We start from the raw sequence: 19,882 nt of genomic DNA on the forward strand, positions 1-19,882 counted from the left end.
CTATTATTACTGTTATGAGTAGGAAAACACCGCTCAGCCGAGTACCTCAGGCGTTGGACCAAGCGGCTTGCTGCAAATTGTTAATGCGTTATTTAACTGCGTAAGTACTAGGTTGTCACGTCCTTGCGTTGATAGCAGCGGCGACTTTCAACTTATTGCTAGCCGCCGAACTGCGCGGGCAGCCACGTTGCCAGCTGCGGAAAGAACGTCAGCATCAGCAACATGCCCAACTGCATCAGGATAAACGGAATCACCCCGCGATAGATGGCCGAGGTCGGCACCGACGGCGGCGCCACCCCGCGCAGATAGAACAGTGCAAAACCAAACGGTGGCGTCAGGAACGAGGTCTGCAGGTTGATGGCGATCATGATGCCCAGCCAGATGGGGTCGAGCCCCATGGCCAGCAGAATCGGGCCGACGATGGGCACCACCACAAAGGTGATTTCGATAAAGTCGAGGATGAAGCCGAGCAGGAAGATCACTAACATCACGATGATCGTCGCGCCGACTACGCCGCCGGGCATGCCCTCGAACAGCTCGGTGACCATGTGCTCGCCACCATAGGCCCGGAACACCAGCGAAAACAGCGCCGCCCCGATCAGGATCAGAAACACCATGGTGGTGACGTTGGTCGTCGAACGCAGCACGTCTTTCAGGGTCGCCATATCCAGCTGGCGATAGGCCACCGCCAGCACCAGGGCACCAAAGGCGCCCACGGCGGAAGCCTCGGTGGGTGTCGCAAAGCCACTGAGGATCGACCCCAGTACCGCCACAATCAGCACCACGGGCGGCACCAGCCCCTTGAGCAGCAACATGCCCAGCCCCGAGGTGTGACCAAGCTCCTCCATCAGTTCATTTCGGTCAGCGGCGGGGGCCATGTTCGGGCGCCACCACGCGATGACCGCCACATAAATCATGTACATGACCACGAGGATCAAGCCCGGCACCAGTGCGCCCATGAAGAGGTCGCCCACCGATACCGTTTTCGGGCTGAAAATCCCCATGTCCAGCTGTGCCTGCTGATACGCCGATGACAACACATCGCCGAGCAGTACCAGCGCGATGGAAGGGGGAATGATCTGACCCAGCGTACCGGTGGCGCAGATCGTCCCGGTCGCAAGCGAGGTGCTGTAGCCGCGCTTCAACATCGTCGGCAGCGACATCAGCCCCATGGTGACCACGGTCGCCCCCACGATGCCTGTGGATGCGGCCATCAGCATGCCCACCAGTGTGACCGAGATACCCAAGCCACCGCGCATGGCGCCAAACAGCAGGGCCATGGCATCGAGCAGGGTTTCGGCGACTTTGGATTTCTCGAGCAAAACCCCCATCAAGACAAACAGCGGCACCGCCAACAGCGTCTGGTTGGTCATGATGCCGTATAACCGGTTGGGCAGCGCGGCAAGATAGCCACCATCGAAATTGGCATCGATTCCCATGGCTTGGAGGCCCAGCCCCATACCGGCAAACAGCAGCGCCGTGCCCGCCAGCGAGAGCGCCACGGGAAAGCCGAACATCAGGACAATACAGATGACGGCAAATAAAACGATCGGCATGAATTCCAGCATCAAAGGCGCTCCTCAAGATGGTCATCATCCGCATCAGGCGGCGCTATTCGTCCGGACAGGATGTAGCCGTTGCGCACCACTTCAATCACGCCTTGCAGGATCATCAGCAGGGCAAACAGCGGTATCAAGGTTTTCAGGGCAAATACCGCCGGAATGCCGCCGTGGTCAGGAGAGCTTTCAAGGATGCGCCAGGAATTGGCCACATAACCCAGGCTCGACGCAATGATGAACACCATCACCGGTATCAATAACGTCACAATGCCCACCACATTGATCAGGGCCTGGCGGCGTGGCGACATTCCCCGGTAGAAGATATCGACCCGCACATGACCGTCGTGGCGAAAGGTATAGGCGGCGGCAAGCATAAAGACGCTGGCATGCATGTACATCACCAGCTCTTGCATGAAGATACTGTTCACGCTGAACGCATAGCGGAGCAGTACAATCGCGAACTGAATCAGCATCATGATGATGATCAGCCACGCAAGGGATCGTCCGAACCACTCAGAAGCGCGGTCCAGCGCACCTATCAAGGCAGGTAGTTTTGTTGTGTCCGACATGGAAGTGTCTCGCGTAAAACGGCTAAGAAGAGTCAGCGACCCAGACAATAGCGCAAATACGCAGACATTGCAGCGTCCCTAAACAGCGAGACGCGCTTATTATTTAACGCTTGCGCGAATCGCCGCCAGACAAGCGTCGGGAAGTGGCAGATCGACAGCGATCGGGAGATGGTCCGAGAACAGATGATCCAGCACCTGTACGTCCACCACCTCAAGGGACTGGGAGAGCAGAATATGATCCAGCGCCCGCCGCGGCTGCCAGGAAGGGTAGCTCAGCAGGGGTTTTACCGGATGTAGCGGCAAGGCGTTATTGAAGCGTTCATGGGCATGCAACTGATCCGGCGTGCAGTTCAAATCTCCCATCACCACCACATGGCGCAGCGGCTGGATGATTTCACTGAGGTAGTTGAGTTGGCGCACTCGCCCGCGATGGCTCAGCGCCAGATGCGCCACAAAGATATGCAGCGCATCCGGCCCCTCACCAAAGCGCGCGTGGATGGCACCGCGCCCCGGCATTGCGCCTGGCAAACGATGCTCTTCTACCTGACTGGGAACCAAGCGTGACAGCAGCCCGTTGCTGTGCTGGGCAATGCGCCCCAGGTTGCGGTTCAACTGCTGGAAATGGTGGGGCAACCCCGCCTTGGCGGCCAGGTATTCGACCTGGTTAACGCGGCTTGAGCGAAAACTGCCGCCATCGACTTCCTGCAGCCCGACCACATCGAACCTGCCCATCACCTCGGCCATCAATGCCAGTCGCTGCAAGCGTTGGGGATGGGGCAGGAGATGCTGCCAGCTGCGCGTCACGTAGTGATGATACGCCGAGGTCTGAATCCCGACCTGGAGATTAAACGTTAACAGGCGCAGGTGGCCGCTGCTCAGCAGCGGCGCGTGTGCCTCCAGCTCTTTCATGCAAAACCCCGTGCCGAATACAGCGTCAGACAGCGTTATTCTTCCCGCGCTTCGCGTACCTGATCAACCAGGGCATCGGCGACATTAGGCATGTTTTCAAGGCTACCGGCACTGCTTGGCGTCACGACGTAGCGACCATCGATCACCAGTGCAGGCACGCCCATCAGGCGCATATCACGCATGCGGCTATGGGCTTTGTTCACGTTGCTGCGAACGTTAAAGGCGGTGAGGGCTTCCTTGGCTTCCTCTTCGCTAACGCCGTAATCGGTGAAAAACGCGGCGATCTCGTCTTCATCGGTCAAGGAGCGCTCGTCCTGATGAATGGCGTCGAAGAAATCCGCGTGCAGCTCCTCTTCAATGCCGAGCTCTTTGGCGGCATAGAAGGCATTGGCGTGGGTATTCCAGTCGCCGCCCATGGTCGCCGGCATTTTTTCAATCGTCACGTCATCATCGAGGGTTTCGTACCACTCATTAACGTGTGATTGCAGACGGTAGCAGTGCGGGCAGCCAAACCAGAATACCTCCAGCACTTCAATTTGCCCCTCATCAACCTGGGTCTCGACCGGCTCGTCGAGTACTTCGTAGTGCTGTCCTTCAACCAGCTCTTGGGCACTGACCGCCGCTGACAAGCTTAATCCGGCAACCGCAACCATTAACGTTTTCAGCATAGTGACTCTTCTCCGTGGGAAAGCGTCTTTGTGACCCCAGCGCTCGGCTGGGGTTCCCCGCTTGGCAAAGCAAGTGAAGGACATGAGCTTATTGAGGGCGGTCGTTTAATTCAAACCCAGCAGATAATTGGCTACCGCCTGCATGTCGTCATCGCTCATTTTTGACGCGATATCACGCATCACGCCGTTGGGGTCGTTGTCCCGGTCACCGGCGGCAAAGTCCTGCAGGGTGCTGACCGTGTAATCGATCTGTAGCCCCGAGAGTGCTGGATAAGCCGCACTGCCTATTCCCCGGCCCGTCGGCGTATGGCAGGCACTGCAGGCCGGAATGCCATTTTCCATATCACCGGCCCGGTACAGCTCTTCGCCACGGGCCAACAGCGCTTCGTCGTCATCAGCCTGACCGAGATGCGGGTCCTGCTCGGCGTAAAAGGCGGCCACGTCCCAGGCGTCCTGGTCATCGAAGTCATCCACCTGACCCGCCATCTGCGGCACCTCACGGCGGCCATCACGAATATCCATGATTTGTTTGGCAAGGTACGACATCTGCTGGCCCGCCAAATGAGGAAATGTCGGCGTGGGGCTGATGCCGGCTTGTCCGTGACAAGCCGCACAGGGCGTTGCCAGGGTTTCACCGGCGGCCGCGTCAGCCTCCGACCGAGGATCTGCCGCGGCGGCCCCCGCGGCACCCAGGGAAATGGCCAGGCTTGCCAGTAATGTTCTCATCGCAATTCCATTATGGTTGGTGTTATCAAAGCCTCCGCACGACACACAAGCTGACACCTTGGTCGCTGCCCGGCAGAGCACGGTGTTACACTACCCGCGGGCCATAGAAACCCATCTGTGTGCAGTATAGCGAAGCCTCCAAATTGCAGAAATCTTGTCGCACATTGTTGGTCACCTTATTGATTGTTTTTATCTTTGTTTGTCGGGATTAATGCCATGCCTACCCCCCATGATAGTTCAGCTGTGCGACTTAATTACCCTACCGCGCAATTTATGACCAGTGCGCCAACGCTCGCCCTCTGCCCGGACGATACCGGTGCCGAAGTCGCCTTTGCAGGCCGCTCGAACGCGGGAAAGTCCAGCGCGATCAATGCCCTCACCCAGCAGAAAGCGCTGGCCCGCACCTCGCGTACGCCGGGGCGCACCCAGTTGATCAACTTCTTTAGCGTCATGAATGATGAGGCACGCCGCCTGGTCGACCTCCCCGGCTACGGCTACGCCAAAGTCCCCGAAACGGTCAAGCAGGAGTGGCAGCAACACATGTCTGACTACCTGCGCGGCCGCTTCAGCCTGCGCGGGCTGGTGCTGTTGATGGATGTACGCCACCCGCTCACCGAGTTTGACCAGATGATGCTGGGGTTCGCCGACCAGCGTGACATGCCGGTGCATATTCTGCTCACCAAGGCCGACAAGCTGAAAAAGGGCCCCGCCAGCGCGGCGTTGCAGCAAGTGCGTTCACGCCTGAAGGAGTGGGAGGACCTGGTATCGGTTCAGCTGTTCTCGTCGCTCAAGCGTGACGGGGTCGACACCCTGGCACAGCGTCTGGACCAGTGGTTGCAAACGCCTCAATAGGGGCTCTTCAACGCCGCCAGCACGCCGCGCAGTTCTCTCACATGGCCAATCCGATGGACGCCCTTGGGCAGCGCGTCGTGACGCTCCTCGCTGACCCACACCGCGTGCATGCCCAACCGCAGGGCCGGGACTATGTCTTCTTCCCAGGAATCGCCCACGTGCATGGCGTTTTGGGGCGCGACCTCGAAGCGTTCAAGCGCGGTGAGAAATGCCGTGGGGTCGGGCTTGGGGGCCAGCAGTTCACCGGCGGCGATCGCCATTTCAAAGTAATCCGCCAGCGGCTGACGTTTCAGGTGGATATTGCCGTTGGTGATGGCCGCCAGCCGATAGCGCTGCCCCAGGTCTGCCAATAACTCGGCGGCTTCGGGGTGCGGCGTTACCTGCACGCGCAGACGATGGAACTCATTCATGGCGGCGGCGGCCCACAGTGTGGCGGCGCTACGCGGCAAGCCCTGAGCCTCCAGTTGCGCTTCCAGGGCACGCAAACGCAGCCAGGTAAAGTCGCCACGCCGTTCGGGTACTTCCAGGGCCAGCCGCTTTCGGCGTTGCAGATAATCCTCAAGCCCCTGATCAACATCTAGCCGCCACGGCGGCCAGCGACGCGCTTCCAACCATGCGGCCAGGTTGTCAAGCAGCCAGCCGTAATGCCCGGTTTCCGTGCGCGCCATCACGCCGCTGTTATCCCAGAGGGTATCGTCCAGATCAAAGGTAATCACTTTGAGAGAGGTCATGGCTCGCTCCGTGGGCGGCGTTTAGCGCGGGGGTGCGCGGCGTCATAGCTGGTTGCCAGGTGCTGCCAGTCCAACCGCGTATACACCTGGGTGGTCGAGAGGTTGGCATGGCCCAGCAGCTCCTGCACCGCGCGCAGGTCCTGGCTGGACTCGAGCAAATGACTGGCGAACGAATGGCGCAGCCGGTGAGGGTGCAAATGCTCGGGTAGCCCCCGCTCGATGGCAAGGGACGCCAGGCGCTTTTGAATCGCCCGATGCCCCAGGCGTGCCCCGCGCTGGCCGACAAACAGCGCGGTTTCAGCGTCAGGCGCCAGATGAGACCGCACGCTCAACCAGGCCGCCAACGCCTGCCGGGCACGGTCACCCACCGGCACCTGGCGGGGCTTGCCGCCCTTGCCCAGCACACGGACACGTCGGTCCTGCAAGGCGTCGAGGTCGAGCGCCGCCAGCTCCGCCAGGCGCAGGCCGCTCGAGTACAAAAGCTCCAGCATGGCCTGATCGCGCCGTGCCAGGGGTGAGTCATCGTGCGGCGTATCCAGGAAGCGCGCCAGCGTATCGACATCCACCGGGCGCGGTAAGTGCTGGGGTTGCTTGGGTGTACGGACCAGATCCAGCGGGTTATCGGCGATGACGCCCTGTTTCACCAGGTAATCGGCAAACCGCGATAATGCCGCGCGGCGCCTGGCCAGGCTGCGTGGCGCAAGCCCCCGGCGGCGCTCTTCCCCTAGAAATGCGCGCAGCAGGTGCTGGTCAAATGGGGCGGCATCGTCATTCTGGCGCTCAATAAACCCGCACAGTGCGCCGATATCCTGGCGGTAGGCAGCCACGGTCGCCTCGCTTGCGTGGCGTGCGAGCGAGGCGAGAAACCCCTCAGCGTGCTGGCGGGTGGCGTCGTCATTCATGGGGGGCCAGGCGAATCAGCAGCCGTGCCACGATGTCGCCAAGGTACTCGGTAAACAGCGTGTCCATACTGGCACGGTACTGATCGGCATCGGGGCTGGCAATCAGCAAGTAACCCAGCGGCTCGCCCGCCGAGAGCCGCGAAATGGCGCATGAACCCGCCTTGCGCGGCGCTTTGACGTGAGGCAGCAAACACTTCCAGTCGCTGACGCTGAGCTTGGCGCAACGACTGGTGCGGCCATCAAGCAACGCCGCCAACCGGGCACTGGCATGCTGATCCAGCACATGACGGGGCGGCTGCGGCAGTGAGGGTTCGTCGTCGCTTAATGTCGCCGGGCACCATAGCGCCATGGCGGGGGTGTTGAAGCGCTCACTCAGTTGCGTGGCCAACGCCTGGGCCAAAGCGTCACGCGTGTCGGCTTCCACCAGCGCCAGCAGCGTTTCGCGCAGCCGCCGGTACTGCGCCTCGCTATGGCGGGCGGTTTCCAGCAAATGCTCAAGACGCCCTTCGGCGGTCTCGGCGCGCTGGCGTAAGTCGATCACCAGGCGTTCGAGCAGCGACACCGCCCCGTCAATATGCGGATGAGGAACCTGCAACTGCTGCAGCAGCCCTTCCCGCCCCACGAAAAAATCGGGATGACGCGCCAGCCAAAACGCGACTTGATCGGGGTCGAGCGTTTTGCGCGGTTCTGGGGCTTGAGACATCGCCGTTCTCCTTGGGTTAGTCAAAGACTGCTTGTGCTATCAGTTGTTCAAAAGCGTTCAGTTGTTCAAAAGCGTTAGTAAACCGCCACTCGGCCGTCGAAGACATGCGTCGCCGGGCCGACCATGATCAGCGGTGACTCGGGTGACGGCCACTCAACACTCAACTCACCGCCGAGTAAATGGACACGCACCGGGCTTTTTAACAGCCCCTGGCGGATACCACTGGCGACAGCGGCGCAGGCCCCGGTACCACAGGCTAGCGTTTCGCCACTACCGCGTTCAAACACCCGCAGCCGGATTTCGCTTGCTGACAGCACCTGCATAAAGCCAGCGTTAACCCGCTGGGGAAAGCGCGGATGCGCTTCGATCAGCGGCCCCAAACGCGCCACAGGGGCGGTATCAACGTCATCCACCTGTAGCACCGCATGGGGATTGCCCATCGATACCACACCCAGTGACAGCGTTTCACCGTCCACCTCGACATCGTGCAGCGGCTGGTCCCCCGGCGCGTCGAATGGCACGGCTGACGGCTTAAAACGCGGCTGCCCCATATCGACACGCACCATGCCGTCGTGCTGAACGTTCAGTACCAGCGGGCCGCCAGCAGTTTCAACACGAATTTCGTGCTTGTGGGTCAGTCGCTGGTCGCGAACGAAGCGCGCAAAACAGCGCGCCCCATTGCCGCAGTTTTCGACTTCGCTGCCATCAGCGTTATAAATCCGGTAGCGAAAGTCCATATCGGGGTCGCTGGGCGGCTCCACGATCAACAGCTGGTCAAAACCGATGCCAAAGCGCCGGTCCGCCAGTTGACGGATTTGCTCGTCGCGCAGGCGGGCGCGCTGGGTGACCAGGTCGACCACCATGAAGTCATTGCCGAGGCCATGCATTTTGGTGAAGTGCAAAAGCATTAAACGCCTCCTTCGGGCAGCAAGGCTTCACCGGCCCACAGGCTTTCCAGCGTTTCACGGGCGCGCACCAGATGGCAGTGTTCGCCGTCCACCATCACTTCGGCGGGGCGCGGGCGGCTGTTGTAGTTGGAGGCCATGACGAACCCATAGGCGCCGGCGGAGCGCACGGCCAGCAGGTCACCCGCGGCAATCGCCAACTCGCGCTCCTGGCCCAGGAAGTCGCCCGTTTCACAGACCGGCCCCACCACATCGTAAGTGGAGGTGTCCCGCGCCAAACGCGTATCCACCGGCACAATGGCCTGCCATGCCTGGTACAGCGCCGGGCGTATCAGATCGTTCATGGCGGCATCAACGATGGCAAAGTTCTTGGTTTCGCCAGGCTTTAAAAACTCCACTCGGGTGAGCATGATCCCGGCATTGGCGGCAATCGAACGACCGGGTTCGAACAGCAGTGTCAGCTGCTCGCCGCCTTCCCAGCGCGACAGCCGCGAGAGCAGCTGGCTGGCGTAGTCAAACGGGTGTGGCGGCGTTTCATCCCGGTAGGGCACGCCAAGGCCGCCGCCAAGATCCAGGTGGTCGATCTCGATGCCACGCTCGCGCAGGCGCTCCATGAGCACCAGCAAACGTTCCAGGGCATCCAGAAAGGGCGCGGTTTCGGTGAGCTGGGAACCAATATGGCAATCCAGGCCCTTGACCTGCAGGTTGGGCAGACTCGCGGCCAGTTCGTACACCGTCAGGGCATCGTCGACGGGTATGCCGAACTTGTTGTCCTTGAGGCCGGTGGAAATGTACGGGTGGGTGCCCGCGTCCACATCGGGATTGACCCGCAGCGACACCGGGGCCACCTTGCCCAGATCGCCCGCCACGGCGTTCAGCCGCTCGAGCTCGGGGCGTGACTCGACGTTGAAACATTTGATGCCCACTTCAAGCGCACGGGCCATTTCCTTTGGCTGCTTGGCCACGCCGGAAAACACGACCTTGGCCGGGTCGCCGCCCGCCTTGAGCACACGCTCGAGCTCGCCCACCGACACAATGTCAAAACCCGCTCCGAGCTTGGCCAATAGCCCCAGCACGGCGATATTGGAGTTGGCCTTTACCGCGTAGCAGATCAGATGCGGGTGGCCACCCAGCGCTTCGGTATAAGCGCGGAAATGGCGCGTCAAGGTTGCCTTTGAATAGACGTAGCAAGGCGTACCGTATATCTCGGCGATACGGTCAAGCGGGACATCTTCGGCAAAAAGCAGGCCGTCACGGTCGTTGAAATGATCCACTTAACCCTCCTGCTGATCGACATTATCGTCATCGGGCAGATAGAGCGGCCCTTTTTGTCCGCAGCCGACCAGCAGTAGCGCGACAACGGCGAGCAAGGCGATTTTTTTCATTGCGCTTCCCCTTTGATGGCGGCCAGAGCGTCGCGGGCACGCTGGGCGGCGGCACGCACCTGGTCGGGGGCCGTCCCGCCGATGTGATTGCGCGCGGCCACGGAGCCCTCCAGCGTCAGCACCTCGAACACATCCTGCTCAATGGTGGCCGAGAACTGCTTGAGCTCATCGAGCGTCATTTCCGACAGGTCTTTTTCAGCCTTCAAACCATAGGCCACCGACTGACCGACGATCTCATGGGCATCACGGAAGGCCACCCCTTTGCGCACCAGGTAGTCAGCCAGGTCGGTGGCCGTAGAAAAACCTTTGCGCGCCGCTTCGAACATGCTGGCTTTCTTGGGCTCGATGGCCGGCACCATGTCGGCAAAGGCTTTCAGGCAGTCGCGCACGGTATCCACGGCGTCAAACAGCGGTTCCTTGTCTTCCTGATTGTCCTTGTTGTAGGCCAGCGGCTGGGACTTCATCAACGTCAGCAGGCTCATCAGGTGGCCATAGATGCGCCCCGTCTTGCCGCGCACCAGCTCGGGCACATCGGGGTTTTTCTTCTGCGGCATGATCGACGAGCCGGTGCAGAAGCGGTCGGGCAGGTCGATAAAGTCGAACTGGGCGCTGGTCCACAGCACCAGCTCTTCGCTCATGCGCGACAGGTGCATCAGCAGGATGCTGGCGAAACTGGTGAATTCGATGGCGAAATCACGATCGGACACGGCATCCAGCGAGTTTTCCGCCGGGCGCTCAAAGCCCAACAGCTCCGCGGTGACATGGCGGTCAATCGGATAGGTGGTACCGGCCAGCGCGGCGGCGCCCAGCGGCATCACGTTGATGCGTTTGCGGCAGTCCAGCAGGCGCTCGTGATCCCGGGCAATCATTTCCTGCCAGGCCAGCAGATGATGGCCAAAGGTCACCGGCTGGGCCGTTTGCAGATGGGTGAAACCCGGCATGATGGTCTCGGCCTCGCGGTCAGCAAGCCCGATCATGCCTTCACGCAGGCGAACAAGCTCGGCTTCGATGACGTCGATGGCGTCGCGCATGAACAGACGGATATCGGTGGCCACCTGGTCGTTGCGCGAGCGGCCGGTGTGCAGCTTCTTGCCGGTAATGCCAATCTTGTCGGTCAGCCGGGCTTCGATGTTCATGTGCACGTCTTCCAGCGGCACCGACCACTCAAACTCACCGCGCTCGATCTCGCCATTGATCTCGCTCAAGCCATTGATAATCGCGTCACGCTCGTCGTCGGTCAGCACGCCGACACGCGCCAGCATCGTGGCATGGGCAATGGAACCCTGAATATCCTGGGGGGCCAGGCGTTGATCAAAATTGACGGACGCGGTAAAGCGTTCCACAAAGGCATCGGTGGGCTCGCTGAAGCGACCGCCCCAAGACTGGTTCGTAGCTTGGCTCATCGGAGGCATATCCTGCTGACAAAAACAATTAGAGTCGATAGCGGAAAGTGTAACAGAGTCGCCGTCGGGAGCGGGACGCCGTTTTTATCACGACGGCCTCAATCGCTATGGCGTCATCAACGCTGGAGGGGAAACCAAAAAAGCAAGCAGCGCGTTTAATGGCATGGGGCGGGCGAAGTAGTAGCCTTGAAAGTAGTCACAGTGACGCTGCGCCAGGTAGGCAAACTGCTCAGCGGTTTCCACACCCTCGACCAGCACCTCTAACCCCATTTTCCCCACCATGGCGACAACGCCGTCGATGATGGCGGCATCGTAGTGGTCGGTAATCACATCACGCACAAATGAACGGTCTATTTTGATTCTGTTAATGGGCAGGCGCTTCAGGTAACTCAGGCTGGAAAAACCGGTGCCGAAGTCATCCAGAGCAATGTGCACGCCCAACTGCCGTATGTTCTGCAGGGCTTGAATGGCCTGCTCTGCGCTATCCATCAGCACGCCTTCGGTCAGCTCCAGTTCTAGCAGGTCCGGCGCCAGGCCGCTTTCCTCCAGCACCCGCTCAATCGTTTCCAGAAAACCGGGGCGCTGGAAATGCATCGGCGAGACGTTGACCGCCATGGTAATGCGCCCCAGGCCCAGCTCGTTCAGCTGTTTGGCAACACGGCAAGCGGTGTCGAGCACCCAGTCGCTGATCGGGATGATTTGCCCGGTGTCTTCCGCCAGACCGATAAAATCGCCGGGCGGAATGAAACCGCGCTCGGGGTGCGGCCAGCGGACCAGCGCTTCCACGCCCACCACCTTGCCGCTGGGCCCGTGCATTTGCGGCTGGAAGTGCAGTTCGAACTGCTGTTGCTCAATCGCATGCTGCAGTGCATTGCGCAGACTGACCCGTTCGCTGACCTTGCGATTGAGATCCTCCGTATACCACTGGCAGGTATTACGCCCACGCCGCTTGGCTTTGAACATCGCCAAGTCGGCCTGCTGGATCAGCTGGGGCGGGTCGCTGACGGTACCGTCGCTCATCGCCACCCCGATACTCGCGGTAATACGCAGCTCGCCCCCTTGGTGCCAATAGGGGGTCGCCAAGCGGGTGAGAATCCGTTCCACCACTTGAATGACATCGTTTGGGTCGGCCAGATCCGGCAGCAACACCACGAATTCATCGCCACCAAAACGCGCCACGGTATCCCAGGGCCTCAGTTCCTCTTCCAGACGCTTGGCAACTTCTACCAGGATAAAGTCGCCTACTTCATGCCCGAGGGTGTCGTTGATCGGCTTGAATTCGTCAAGATCGATAAACAGCACGGCCATATGGCGCTGGTAGCGGCGCGCCACCAAGCAGCCCTGCTCCAGCCGCTGGGTCAGCAGCACCCTGTTGGGCAGCCCGGTCAGCGCGTCATGGTTGGCGTTATAAGCCAGCTGTGCCTGGTATTCACGCTGTTCGGAGATGTCGTTTTGCACGCCGATGAAATGCGTTACCTGCCCCAACTCATCGCGTACCGGCGAAATGTACAGGTCGTTCCAGAACGGGGCGCCGCTACGGCGGTAATTGCGAATCACCACATGTGCTTCGGTCTGCGCCGCAATGGCCTTGCGTAACTGTTTAACGGCGTTAGGGTCGGTCTCTTCACCTTGCAGGAAGCGACAATTACGCCCCTTCACCTCTTGCCGGTTATAGCCAGTAATCCGTTCAAATGCCGTGTTGACATACACGATGGGCAGGTCGGCGCGCCCCGCATCCACGATCAAGATACCATTGGTGCTGGACTCGACGCTGCGCTCCAGCAACTGCAACTGGCGCTCGGTGGCTTTGCTGGCGGTTATATCCTGGGTGGAGCCCTGCACCCGAATCACATTGCCCTCGCTATCGCGAACCGCCTTGCCGATCACGCGTACCCAGATCGGCCGGTGGTCGCGGGTAACGATTTCAAAGGCTTCATCAAAATCGACTCCCCGTTCACAGCAGGCGGCAAAGCGTGCCTTGATACGCGGCTGTGACGCCGCGGTATAAAACCCAACGGCGTCCTCATAGGTGGGCTGAAACCCCGGTTCCACCCCATGAATCCGGCAGACTTCATCAGACCAGGTGGGCCTTCCCTCGTCCATGTCCACATACCAGCCACCGATTAATGCCGTCTCCCCAACGATCCTGAACAACTGCTGGGTACGCCATAATTGGTCTTCCACGTGCTTGCGCTTGGTAACGACCCGCGCCACCACATAGACCATGCCCTCGCCCAGGGAGGGGTCAATCTCCAGCCAATGCAGTGCCTTTGAGGTCGAACGTGCGCGCACCTCAAAGGGCGCGACCTCCTCCCCCGCCACCAGGCACGCAAGCTTCGCCTCGATCACCCCATGATCGCGCTTATCAATCACCTTCCCGGCACTTTTACCCAGCAGTTCGCGGGCAGGGTAGCCCAGAAGGCTTTCAAAGGCAGGGTTCACCTGCAGAACCTGCCCCTTCAGGTCCAGGCAGCAAAACAGGTCATGAGAAAGCAAGAAAAACTGATCCAGCTGTCCATGCGGTGCAGAGGGCGTCATAGGGTATCCTGAGGCAAGCAACTTGGGACGCATTCAAGGTCGCTTGCAGCATTGGTTATTTTTACTGGGTAGCCGGGTGCTTTATGATGAGAATTATCATAGTTTGACGCGCCGTGTCAGCGGCAAAAGGAGAATAACGTGGCATCTATCACCAAACTACGCATCGCCACCCGGAAAAGCCAGCTGGCGATGTGGCAAGCGGAGCATGTTCGTGATCGCCTGATGGCAGTACACAGCGGACTTGAGGTCGAACTTGTGCCACTGTCCACGCGAGGCGACAAAATCACCGATACACCGCTTTCCAAAATTGGCGGCAAGGCATTGTTTGTCAAGGAATTGGAAGAAGCCATGCTGGATGGTCGCGCCGACATCGCGGTGCATTCCATGAAAGATGTCCCCATGCATTTCCCGGAAGGCTTGGGCCTGTCGATCATTCTCGAAGGCGCCGACCCCACCGACGCCTTTGTCTCAAACCATTATCAAAGTCTTGACGAGCTGCCGGAGGGAGCACGCATTGGCACGGCCAGCTTGCGCCGGGGACTGCAGATGCGCGAAGCGCGCCCTGATCTCAGTATTTTGAATCTGCGCGGCAATGTCCAGACCCGCCTGGGCAAACTGGATAGCGGTGAATTCGATGCGATCATCCTGGCCACATCCGGCCTCAAACGGCTCGGACTGGACGACCGCATTACCCAGGCAATGCCGCCTGAAATCTGCCTGCCTGCCTGCGGTCAGGGCGCCCTTGGCATTGAATGTCGGCTGCACGATCCTGAATTGATTGCACTTCTGGCGCCGTTGGATGATGCTGATACGGCTACACGTGTTCGCGCGGAAAGAGCGATGAATACGCGCCTGGAAGGCGGCTGTCAGGTGCCCATTGCCGGTCATGCGGTGCTTGACCTTGATAATGAGACGATGTGGCTGCGTGGGCTGGTAGGCAATCCGGAAGGCACCGAAGTGCTCCGTGCGGAAGGCCACGGCTCGATGCACGAACCCGAAGCCTTGGGGATTCGCATTGCCGAGGAGCTGTTGGATCAAGGCGCTGGCAAGATTCTGGCCGAGGTATACGGCAACGACATATGACGCTACCGGTACTGATCACCCGGCCCGGGGCTAGAGGGATAGCACTGGCAGAGGCGCTGCGCAGCGCAGGCGTCAGTGTTGAAGCGCTGGACGTGATGCAGCTTCAGGCGCTGCCCGAAGACGCTGCCATGCGTCAGGTTTGGCTGAATATTGATGAGTACCATAAGATCGTCGTTGTGAGTCCCTTTGCCGCTGGCTGTTTGAGCGAGGCGCTCGACCGCTACTGGCCACAGCTGCCGGTTGGCATTGACTACTATAGCGTTGGCCAAAGTACGGCGGCCTTGCTTTACGACCAGTTAGGCGTGCGTGTGCATGTGCCGCCGCCGCGTGAAGGCGAGGATACCAGCGAGGCACTGCTCCGCTTGGCATCACTGCAAACGCTTTCTCATCAGCGCGTTTTGATCGTTGCAGGAGAAAGCGGGCGCTCGCTGCTGGCCGATACGCTTGCCGAACGCGGCGCCCGGGTGACACCTTTGGCCGTTTATCGACGCCACTTGCTGGCGCCATCGCGCCCCATGCAAGACCGTCTCGCGGCGGGTAATTACCGGGCGTTGATCGTCACCAGCGGCGAACTCTTAGAACATCTGGCAAAATGGTGCCAACCGGCAGCGTTGAACCAACCGCTAATCGTTTCCAGTCGCCGTTTGGCTACACTGGCTGAAAGACTGGGGTTTTATGCCCCCATCGTGGCGTCAGGAGCCACACCACCGGCGTTAATCGCCGCGTTGGCTCGGGCCTAGACCCAGCGGGTGCCGATGTCGATCAAGGAACTTAACAAGGGCTAGCGACAGATGAGCAAACAAACAAGCGATCAGGACGACACCCCAAAAAACGCGGCCAATAACGCCGGTGAGGCGAAGACAGCCGAGTCGCCATCCTCCACAACGGGTTCCCCAAATACAGGTAGCCCCAATGCTGGTAATCGTGGCGATGACGCCGGCCCCTCGACGGGCGCACCCGCCTCACCGTCGTCACAGACGACGGCTTCCTCATCCAATGGCCAGCGCTCACGGCGACGCCAGAAAAGTGCCAAGAATGCGGCTCAGGAGACGGCCCAGCAAAAGCATCAAGGTGCCAATCAATCAAGCGCGTCAAGCGACGGGCAAAAAGCCTCTGCGTCCAGCGATCCCAAGAAGACCACCTCTTCACAGGACAACCCCTCCAACAGCGCTAACAGTGCTGCTTCGTCGTCAACGCCTTCTTCGGGTTCGGGCAACAAGCAAACCCCGCCGCCCCAGGCCACGACGCCGACTGGCGGCGGCGGAAAAGGCAAAGGTGGAGTCGCCATTGTGCTGGTACTGCTATTGGCGATAGCGGTTGGCGTGGTCGCTTGGCAGGGCTGGCTCCGCCTGGAAGCCCAGCAACAGCGGCTTAATGAACTCAGTGAAAGCAGTGCGACGCAACAGTCCGTTGACGACCTTGCCGCGCAGCTTGAAAGCGCTCAGGCCGAGCGCGAGCAACGGCTGGATAGCACTATCAGCGAGTTGCGCGATGAGTTTGCCAACTATCGCAGCAACGTCGACGACACCCTGGACGACGTCCTCGCCCAGCTATCTCAAGAGCAGGAAACCGATGAACGCGACTGGCTGCATGCCGAAGCCGCTTATTTATTGCGTCTCGCCAACCAGCGTCTACAGCTGGAAGGTGATGTTGAGGGTGCCACCGCCCTGCTGCGCACCGCCGATGCACGCTTGGCTGATGCCGACAACCCGGCACTGACCCCCGTACGGCGTGAAATTGCCAACGAACTGGCCGCCCTTGACGCCGTTCCGCGCCTCGACCGCACCGGGATCTATCTGGCGCTGAATGCGCAACAGGAGCGCGTCGCCGGGCTGCGCCTTTCCCAGGCAGTGGAAGAGCGTGCGGTGACCTCGAGCATCGAGCAGCCGCCCTCCGGTACCTTCCAGCGCCAGCTGGCGCGCTTCGGCGAAGAGCTGAAAGACCTGGTCATGATCCGTCACCATGACGAGGCTCTGGAAGCACTGGTGACACCGGAACAGGAGTCGTACCTGCGTCAAAGCCTGCGCTTGATACTCGAGCAAGCCCAGCTAGCGCTGCTCAAAGAAGAACAGGGTCTTTACGAAGCCAGTATCGATAAGGCATTGGAGCTGATCAACGGCTACTACGACACCTCTCGCCAGGAAGCCCAGCGTGTTATCGAACGCCTTGAAGAGCTCCGAGGCGTGACCGTCGAGCCCGAACTACCTGATATCAGCGGGTCACAGCAGGCCATGGCGGAATTTATCGACAACCGTCACGAGTCGCGCCAGCAAGAGGGAGGTGAGTCATGAGAAAGCTCATCCTGCTGATTGTCGCCGGGCTAGCCGTTGGGGCGCTGTTTGGCCATCTGATGATGTCAGTGCCCGGCTACTGGCTGATACGCGTCGGAGACACCTCGGTGCAAACCTCCTTCTGGTTTGGCCTTGTGTTGCTGCTGGCTGCCTTCCTGGTGCTGCATTTCATACTGCGCCTGCTAAGCGGCATGATTCGCCCGGTAGGCCGATTTCGTACCTGGAATAGCCGCGCCCGCAACCGCCGTGCCATGAAGCGTACCGTGCGAGGGCTGGTGGCCATGACCGAAGGACGCTGGAAGCGCGCAGAGAAAACCCTGGTGAAAGCGGCGGATGATTCCAGCACGCCGCTGGTCAACTACCTCTCGGCAGCCCTGGCAGCGCACTATCAAGGCAACTACACCCAATCCCAGGAGCACATCAATCAGGCCCAACTGACCACGGAAGGTGCCGATACCGCGATTGGCTTGATGCAGGCGCAATTACTGATCGACCGCCAGCAGCCTGAAGAAGCGCTGGCAATTCTTAACCGCCTGGACAAGCAGCTGTCGAATCACCCACAAGTCCTCAAGCTGCTCAAGCAGGTCTTCCTGAGTGTCAACGACTGGGAAGGACTACGCCGCTTGATCCCCCGGTTGGCCGCGCAAAAGCTGATTTCACAACAGGAGCGCGAGGAGCTCGAGTTCAAGGCATACCGTGAGCTGATTATCTTCGAGGCCAAAAACCCGAGCGATATCGAACGCGTTCGCAGCCTCTGGGCCGACATGCCCGACTACCTCCGCGGCAAGACAGAGCTCATCGTGCTGTACGCCGAAGCACTTCTTCAGGCCAACGAAGACACCATTGCCGAACGGTTGCTCAACCACTCTCTCGACCATCACTGGGATGCCCGGCTTGTGAAGCGCTACGGGCTGCTCAACGTCGACCCGTCGCGCCAGCTCGTCAAGGCCGAAAAATGGCTCCAGGAGCGGCCCAACGACCCCGAGCTGCTGCTCGCCTGCGGGCGTTTGTCACTTCGCACCGGTAAATGGACCAAAGCGCAAGAGTACTTTGAGGCCAGCCAGCGCCAACGCCCCAGCGGTGTGGTCTGCGCCGAGCTTGCCCGCCTCTACGCCAGCCTCGGCGAGCATAACAAGAGCCAGCTGTACTACCGCCACAGTGTGGAAATGCTGGCCAAGTCACTGCCGTCGTTGCCGCAGCCAAGCGATGCAAACGACAGTCAGCCGGACGGCAAGCGGGCGAAGAAACGCGCCTGATGCGGAAACAGCTGAAGTTCAAGAGGGGGCTCATTGAGCCCCCTTTTGGCTGGTGAGCAAGGCATAGAAGCGCTGAGGCAGGCGACTCCCAAAGGCCCAAGCGTCAAACCTGGACGAGTAGGATAAATGGAGAGGTCAGGCGCTATTCCAGCGGTTCGTAGGGCAATCCCACATAGTTTTCCGCGATAGTCGTCAGCCCCGCTTTTGAGCTGGTTACGTAGTCCAGCTCGGCCAACTGCATGCGGCTGTTGAAATCCTCTTCGTCGGAAAAATTATGCAGCATCGAGGTCATCCACCAGGAGAAGCGCTCCGCCTTCCAGATACGCTTCAGGCAGGTTTGCGAGTAGCGCTCGATCAAATCTGTGCGGCCCTCTTGGTAGACCTTCACCATTAGCCGATAGAGCGTATTGACGTCGCTGGCGGCCAGGTTAAGCCCTTTAGCACCGGTGGGCGGTACAATATGCGCCGCATCGCCGACCAGGAACAACCGCCCGAACTGCATGGGTTCGACCACATAGCTGCGCAGCGGTGCTATGCTCTTCTCGATCGAAGGCCCAGTCACCAACTTTGCGGCAACGTCGTCAGGCAGGCGGCGCTTCAGCTCTTGCCAAAAACGCTCGTCCGACCAATCTTCTACCTTTTCATCTAACGGCACCTGGATATAGTAACGGCTACGGGTGGCGGAGCGCATGCTGCACAGACTAAAGCCACGCTTATGGCTCGCATAGATCAATTCATCCGAGACCGGCGGGGTATCCGATAGCAAGCCCAACCAGCCAAACGGATAAATTTTCTCAAATTCCTTGATTCGCTCTTGAGGGATCGCCTGACGGGAGACGCCATGGTAGCCATCGCACCCGGCGATGTAGTCGCACTCAAGCCTGACCGACTCGCCGTTGTGCTCAAAGGTTAGGTAGGGGTGGTCACTATCCACATCATGAGGCTGAACGTTTTCCGCCTCGTAGAGCGTTTTCGCACCAGCAGCAGCACGGGCCTCCATCAGATCCCGCGTCACCTCGGTTTGGCCGTATACCATCACTTTGCTGCCGCCGGTCAATTCATCCAGCGCAACCCGCACGCGGCGGTTATCAAAAACAAGCTCAAAACCGTCATGGGGTAAGCCCTCTTCATCCATCCGCTGGTCGACACCCGCTTCGCGCAGCAGGTCCACCATGCCCTGTTCAAGTACACCGGCGCGGATACGGCTCAATACATACTCACCGCTACGCCGCTCGACAATCACATTATCAATGCCTTGGCGATGGAGTAGCTGCCCGAGCAGCAGACCAGAAGGGCCTGCGCCAATAATCGCGACCTGTGTCTTCATAGCGAATGCCTCATTGTCATTATCTAAAACGTGTGACTTGTATTTTTCAATGAAACACGCCGCACAATAAGGCAT

18 protein-coding genes and 1 pseudogene are annotated in these 19,882 nt (G+C 59.9%); 5 read left to right on the plus strand and 14 right to left on the minus strand.

Going from position 1 to position 19,882, the window contains the following annotated elements; genetic code table 11:
* Positions 1-158: 158 nt before the first annotated feature.
* The 5 genes from ADS46_RS03555 to ADS46_RS03575 all read right to left on the minus strand — a co-directional run bounded on the left by ADS46_RS03555 (position 159) and on the right by ADS46_RS03575 (position 4,431).
* Positions 159-1,568, minus strand: coding sequence for a TRAP transporter large permease (locus ADS46_RS03555; RefSeq protein ID WP_066316343.1), 1,410 nt, complete (start codon positions 1,566-1,568; stop codon positions 159-161).
* Positions 1,568-2,128, minus strand: coding sequence for a TRAP transporter small permease subunit (locus tag ADS46_RS03560; protein ID WP_066316345.1), 561 nt, complete (start codon positions 2,126-2,128; stop codon positions 1,568-1,570). The genes ADS46_RS03555 and ADS46_RS03560 overlap by 1 nt, the downstream gene beginning before the upstream one ends.
* A gap of 99 nt (positions 2,129-2,227) precedes the next feature.
* A complete protein-coding gene (locus ADS46_RS03565) occupies positions 2,228-3,037 on the minus strand; it encodes an endonuclease/exonuclease/phosphatase family protein (RefSeq protein ID WP_066316346.1) in 810 nt (269 codons plus the stop codon).
* A 35-nt stretch (positions 3,038-3,072) separates the two neighbouring features.
* Entirely contained in the window at positions 3,073-3,705 is a 633-nt protein-coding gene (locus tag ADS46_RS03570; protein WP_066316349.1) for a thiol:disulfide interchange protein DsbA/DsbL, read from the minus strand.
* 105 nt (positions 3,706-3,810) lie between these two features.
* Positions 3,811-4,431 carry a c-type cytochrome gene (locus tag ADS46_RS03575; RefSeq protein ID WP_066316351.1) on the minus strand — a complete coding sequence of 207 codons (621 nt, stop codon included), beginning with the start codon at positions 4,429-4,431 and terminating at the stop codon, positions 3,811-3,813.
* 216 nt (positions 4,432-4,647) lie between these two features.
* Here ADS46_RS03575 and yihA point away from each other — a divergent pair, with 216 nt between their 5' ends.
* Positions 4,648-5,283, plus strand: coding sequence for a ribosome biogenesis GTP-binding protein YihA/YsxC (gene yihA, locus ADS46_RS03580; RefSeq protein WP_066316354.1), 636 nt, complete (start codon positions 4,648-4,650; stop codon positions 5,281-5,283).
* Here the strand turns inward: yihA and ADS46_RS03585 are convergent.
* From ADS46_RS03585 to ADS46_RS03615, 8 genes are all read right to left on the minus strand, one after another.
* Positions 5,277-6,014: an HAD family hydrolase gene (locus tag ADS46_RS03585; RefSeq protein WP_066316357.1), complete on the minus strand. Its 738-nt coding sequence runs from the start codon at positions 6,012-6,014 to the stop codon at positions 5,277-5,279. The two genes, yihA and ADS46_RS03585, sit on opposite strands and share 7 nt — an antisense overlap.
* Complete coding sequence (locus ADS46_RS03590) at positions 6,011-6,916, minus strand: tyrosine recombinase XerC (protein ID WP_066316362.1); 906 nt, start codon at positions 6,914-6,916, stop codon at positions 6,011-6,013. The genes ADS46_RS03585 and ADS46_RS03590 overlap by 4 nt, the downstream gene beginning before the upstream one ends.
* Positions 6,909-7,619, minus strand: coding sequence for a DUF484 family protein (locus ADS46_RS03595; protein WP_066316364.1), 711 nt, complete (start codon positions 7,617-7,619; stop codon positions 6,909-6,911). Before ADS46_RS03595 ends, ADS46_RS03590 begins: the two co-directional genes overlap by 8 nt.
* Positions 7,620-7,693: 74 nt before the next feature.
* Positions 7,694-8,527, minus strand: a complete 834-nt coding sequence (gene dapF / locus ADS46_RS03600) for a diaminopimelate epimerase (protein WP_066316366.1) — start codon at positions 8,525-8,527, stop codon at positions 7,694-7,696.
* Positions 8,527-9,798, minus strand: coding sequence for a diaminopimelate decarboxylase (gene lysA, locus ADS46_RS03605; protein WP_066316367.1), 1,272 nt, complete (start codon positions 9,796-9,798; stop codon positions 8,527-8,529). Before lysA ends, dapF begins: the two co-directional genes overlap by 1 nt.
* Entirely contained in the window at positions 9,799-9,909 is a 111-nt protein-coding gene (lptM, locus tag ADS46_RS18435; RefSeq protein WP_082925969.1) for an LPS translocon maturation chaperone LptM, read from the minus strand.
* The gene (gene argH, locus ADS46_RS03610) at positions 9,906-11,312 is read right to left on the minus strand and encodes an argininosuccinate lyase (protein WP_066316368.1); all 1,407 of its coding nucleotides are present in this window, start codon (positions 11,310-11,312) and stop codon (positions 9,906-9,908) included. Before argH ends, lptM begins: the two co-directional genes overlap by 4 nt.
* A gap of 105 nt (positions 11,313-11,417) precedes the next feature.
* Positions 11,418-13,850 carry an EAL and GGDEF domain-containing protein gene (locus ADS46_RS03615; protein WP_066316369.1) on the minus strand — a complete coding sequence of 811 codons (2,433 nt, stop codon included), beginning with the start codon at positions 13,848-13,850 and terminating at the stop codon, positions 11,418-11,420.
* 138 nt (positions 13,851-13,988) lie between these two features.
* On the opposite strand from ADS46_RS03615, the gene hemC reads away from it, so the two are divergent.
* From hemC to ADS46_RS03635, 4 genes and pseudogenes are all read left to right on the plus strand, one after another.
* Positions 13,989-14,933, plus strand: a complete 945-nt coding sequence (hemC, locus tag ADS46_RS03620) for a hydroxymethylbilane synthase (RefSeq protein ID WP_066316372.1) — start codon at positions 13,989-13,991, stop codon at positions 14,931-14,933.
* Positions 14,930-15,708, plus strand: a pseudogene (locus ADS46_RS03625) (uroporphyrinogen-III synthase). The gene hemC and the pseudogene ADS46_RS03625 overlap by 4 nt, the downstream one beginning before the upstream one ends.
* A 16-nt stretch (positions 15,709-15,724) precedes the next feature.
* Positions 15,725-17,224, plus strand: coding sequence for a uroporphyrinogen-III C-methyltransferase (locus ADS46_RS03630; protein ID WP_082925970.1), 1,500 nt, complete (start codon positions 15,725-15,727; stop codon positions 17,222-17,224).
* Complete coding sequence (locus tag ADS46_RS03635) at positions 17,221-18,480, plus strand: heme biosynthesis HemY N-terminal domain-containing protein (RefSeq protein ID WP_066316375.1); 1,260 nt, start codon at positions 17,221-17,223, stop codon at positions 18,478-18,480. Before ADS46_RS03630 ends, ADS46_RS03635 begins: the two co-directional genes overlap by 4 nt.
* A 142-nt stretch (positions 18,481-18,622) precedes the next feature.
* On the opposite strand, the gene pobA is transcribed toward ADS46_RS03635, so the two are convergent.
* Complete coding sequence (gene pobA / locus ADS46_RS03640; RefSeq protein ID WP_066316379.1) at positions 18,623-19,807, minus strand: 4-hydroxybenzoate 3-monooxygenase; 1,185 nt, start codon at positions 19,805-19,807, stop codon at positions 18,623-18,625.
* Between the last annotated feature and the right edge of the window lie 75 nt (positions 19,808-19,882).

This window comes from Halomonas sp. G11 (genome assembly GCF_001663515.1).
Taxonomy (GTDB): domain Bacteria; phylum Pseudomonadota; class Gammaproteobacteria; order Pseudomonadales; family Halomonadaceae; genus Vreelandella.

Excerpts from the sequence above, each read along its gene's own strand:
- ADS46_RS03555 (WP_066316343.1), bottom strand. The coding sequence starts at position 1,568 with ATGCTGGAATTCATGCCGATCGTTTTATTTGCCGTCATCTGTATTGTC.
- ADS46_RS03560 (WP_066316345.1), bottom strand. The coding sequence starts at position 2,128 with ATGTCGGACACAACAAAACTACCTGCCTTGATAGGTGCGCTGGACCGC.
- ADS46_RS03565 (WP_066316346.1), bottom strand. The coding sequence starts at position 3,037 with ATGAAAGAGCTGGAGGCACACGCGCCGCTGCTGAGCAGCGGCCACCTG.
- ADS46_RS03570 (WP_066316349.1), bottom strand. The coding sequence starts at position 3,705 with ATGCTGAAAACGTTAATGGTTGCGGTTGCCGGATTAAGCTTGTCAGCG.
- ADS46_RS03575 (WP_066316351.1), bottom strand. The coding sequence starts at position 4,431 with ATGAGAACATTACTGGCAAGCCTGGCCATTTCCCTGGGTGCCGCGGGG.
- yihA (WP_066316354.1), top strand. The coding sequence starts at position 4,648 with ATGCCTACCCCCCATGATAGTTCAGCTGTGCGACTTAATTACCCTACC.
- ADS46_RS03585 (WP_066316357.1), bottom strand. The coding sequence starts at position 6,014 with ATGACCTCTCTCAAAGTGATTACCTTTGATCTGGACGATACCCTCTGG.
- ADS46_RS03590 (WP_066316362.1), bottom strand. The coding sequence starts at position 6,916 with ATGAATGACGACGCCACCCGCCAGCACGCTGAGGGGTTTCTCGCCTCG.
- ADS46_RS03595 (WP_066316364.1), bottom strand. The coding sequence starts at position 7,619 with ATGTCTCAAGCCCCAGAACCGCGCAAAACGCTCGACCCCGATCAAGTC.
- dapF (WP_066316366.1), bottom strand. The coding sequence starts at position 8,527 with ATGCTTTTGCACTTCACCAAAATGCATGGCCTCGGCAATGACTTCATG.
- lptM (WP_082925969.1), bottom strand. The coding sequence starts at position 9,909 with ATGAAAAAAATCGCCTTGCTCGCCGTTGTCGCGCTACTGCTGGTCGGC.
- argH (WP_066316368.1), bottom strand. The coding sequence starts at position 11,312 with ATGAGCCAAGCTACGAACCAGTCTTGGGGCGGTCGCTTCAGCGAGCCC.
- ADS46_RS03615 (WP_066316369.1), bottom strand. The coding sequence starts at position 13,850 with ATGACGCCCTCTGCACCGCATGGACAGCTGGATCAGTTTTTCTTGCTT.
- ADS46_RS03630 (WP_082925970.1), top strand. The coding sequence starts at position 15,725 with ATGAGCAAACAAACAAGCGATCAGGACGACACCCCAAAAAACGCGGCC.
- ADS46_RS03635 (WP_066316375.1), top strand. The coding sequence starts at position 17,221 with ATGAGAAAGCTCATCCTGCTGATTGTCGCCGGGCTAGCCGTTGGGGCG.
- pobA (WP_066316379.1), bottom strand. The coding sequence starts at position 19,807 with ATGAAGACACAGGTCGCGATTATTGGCGCAGGCCCTTCTGGTCTGCTG.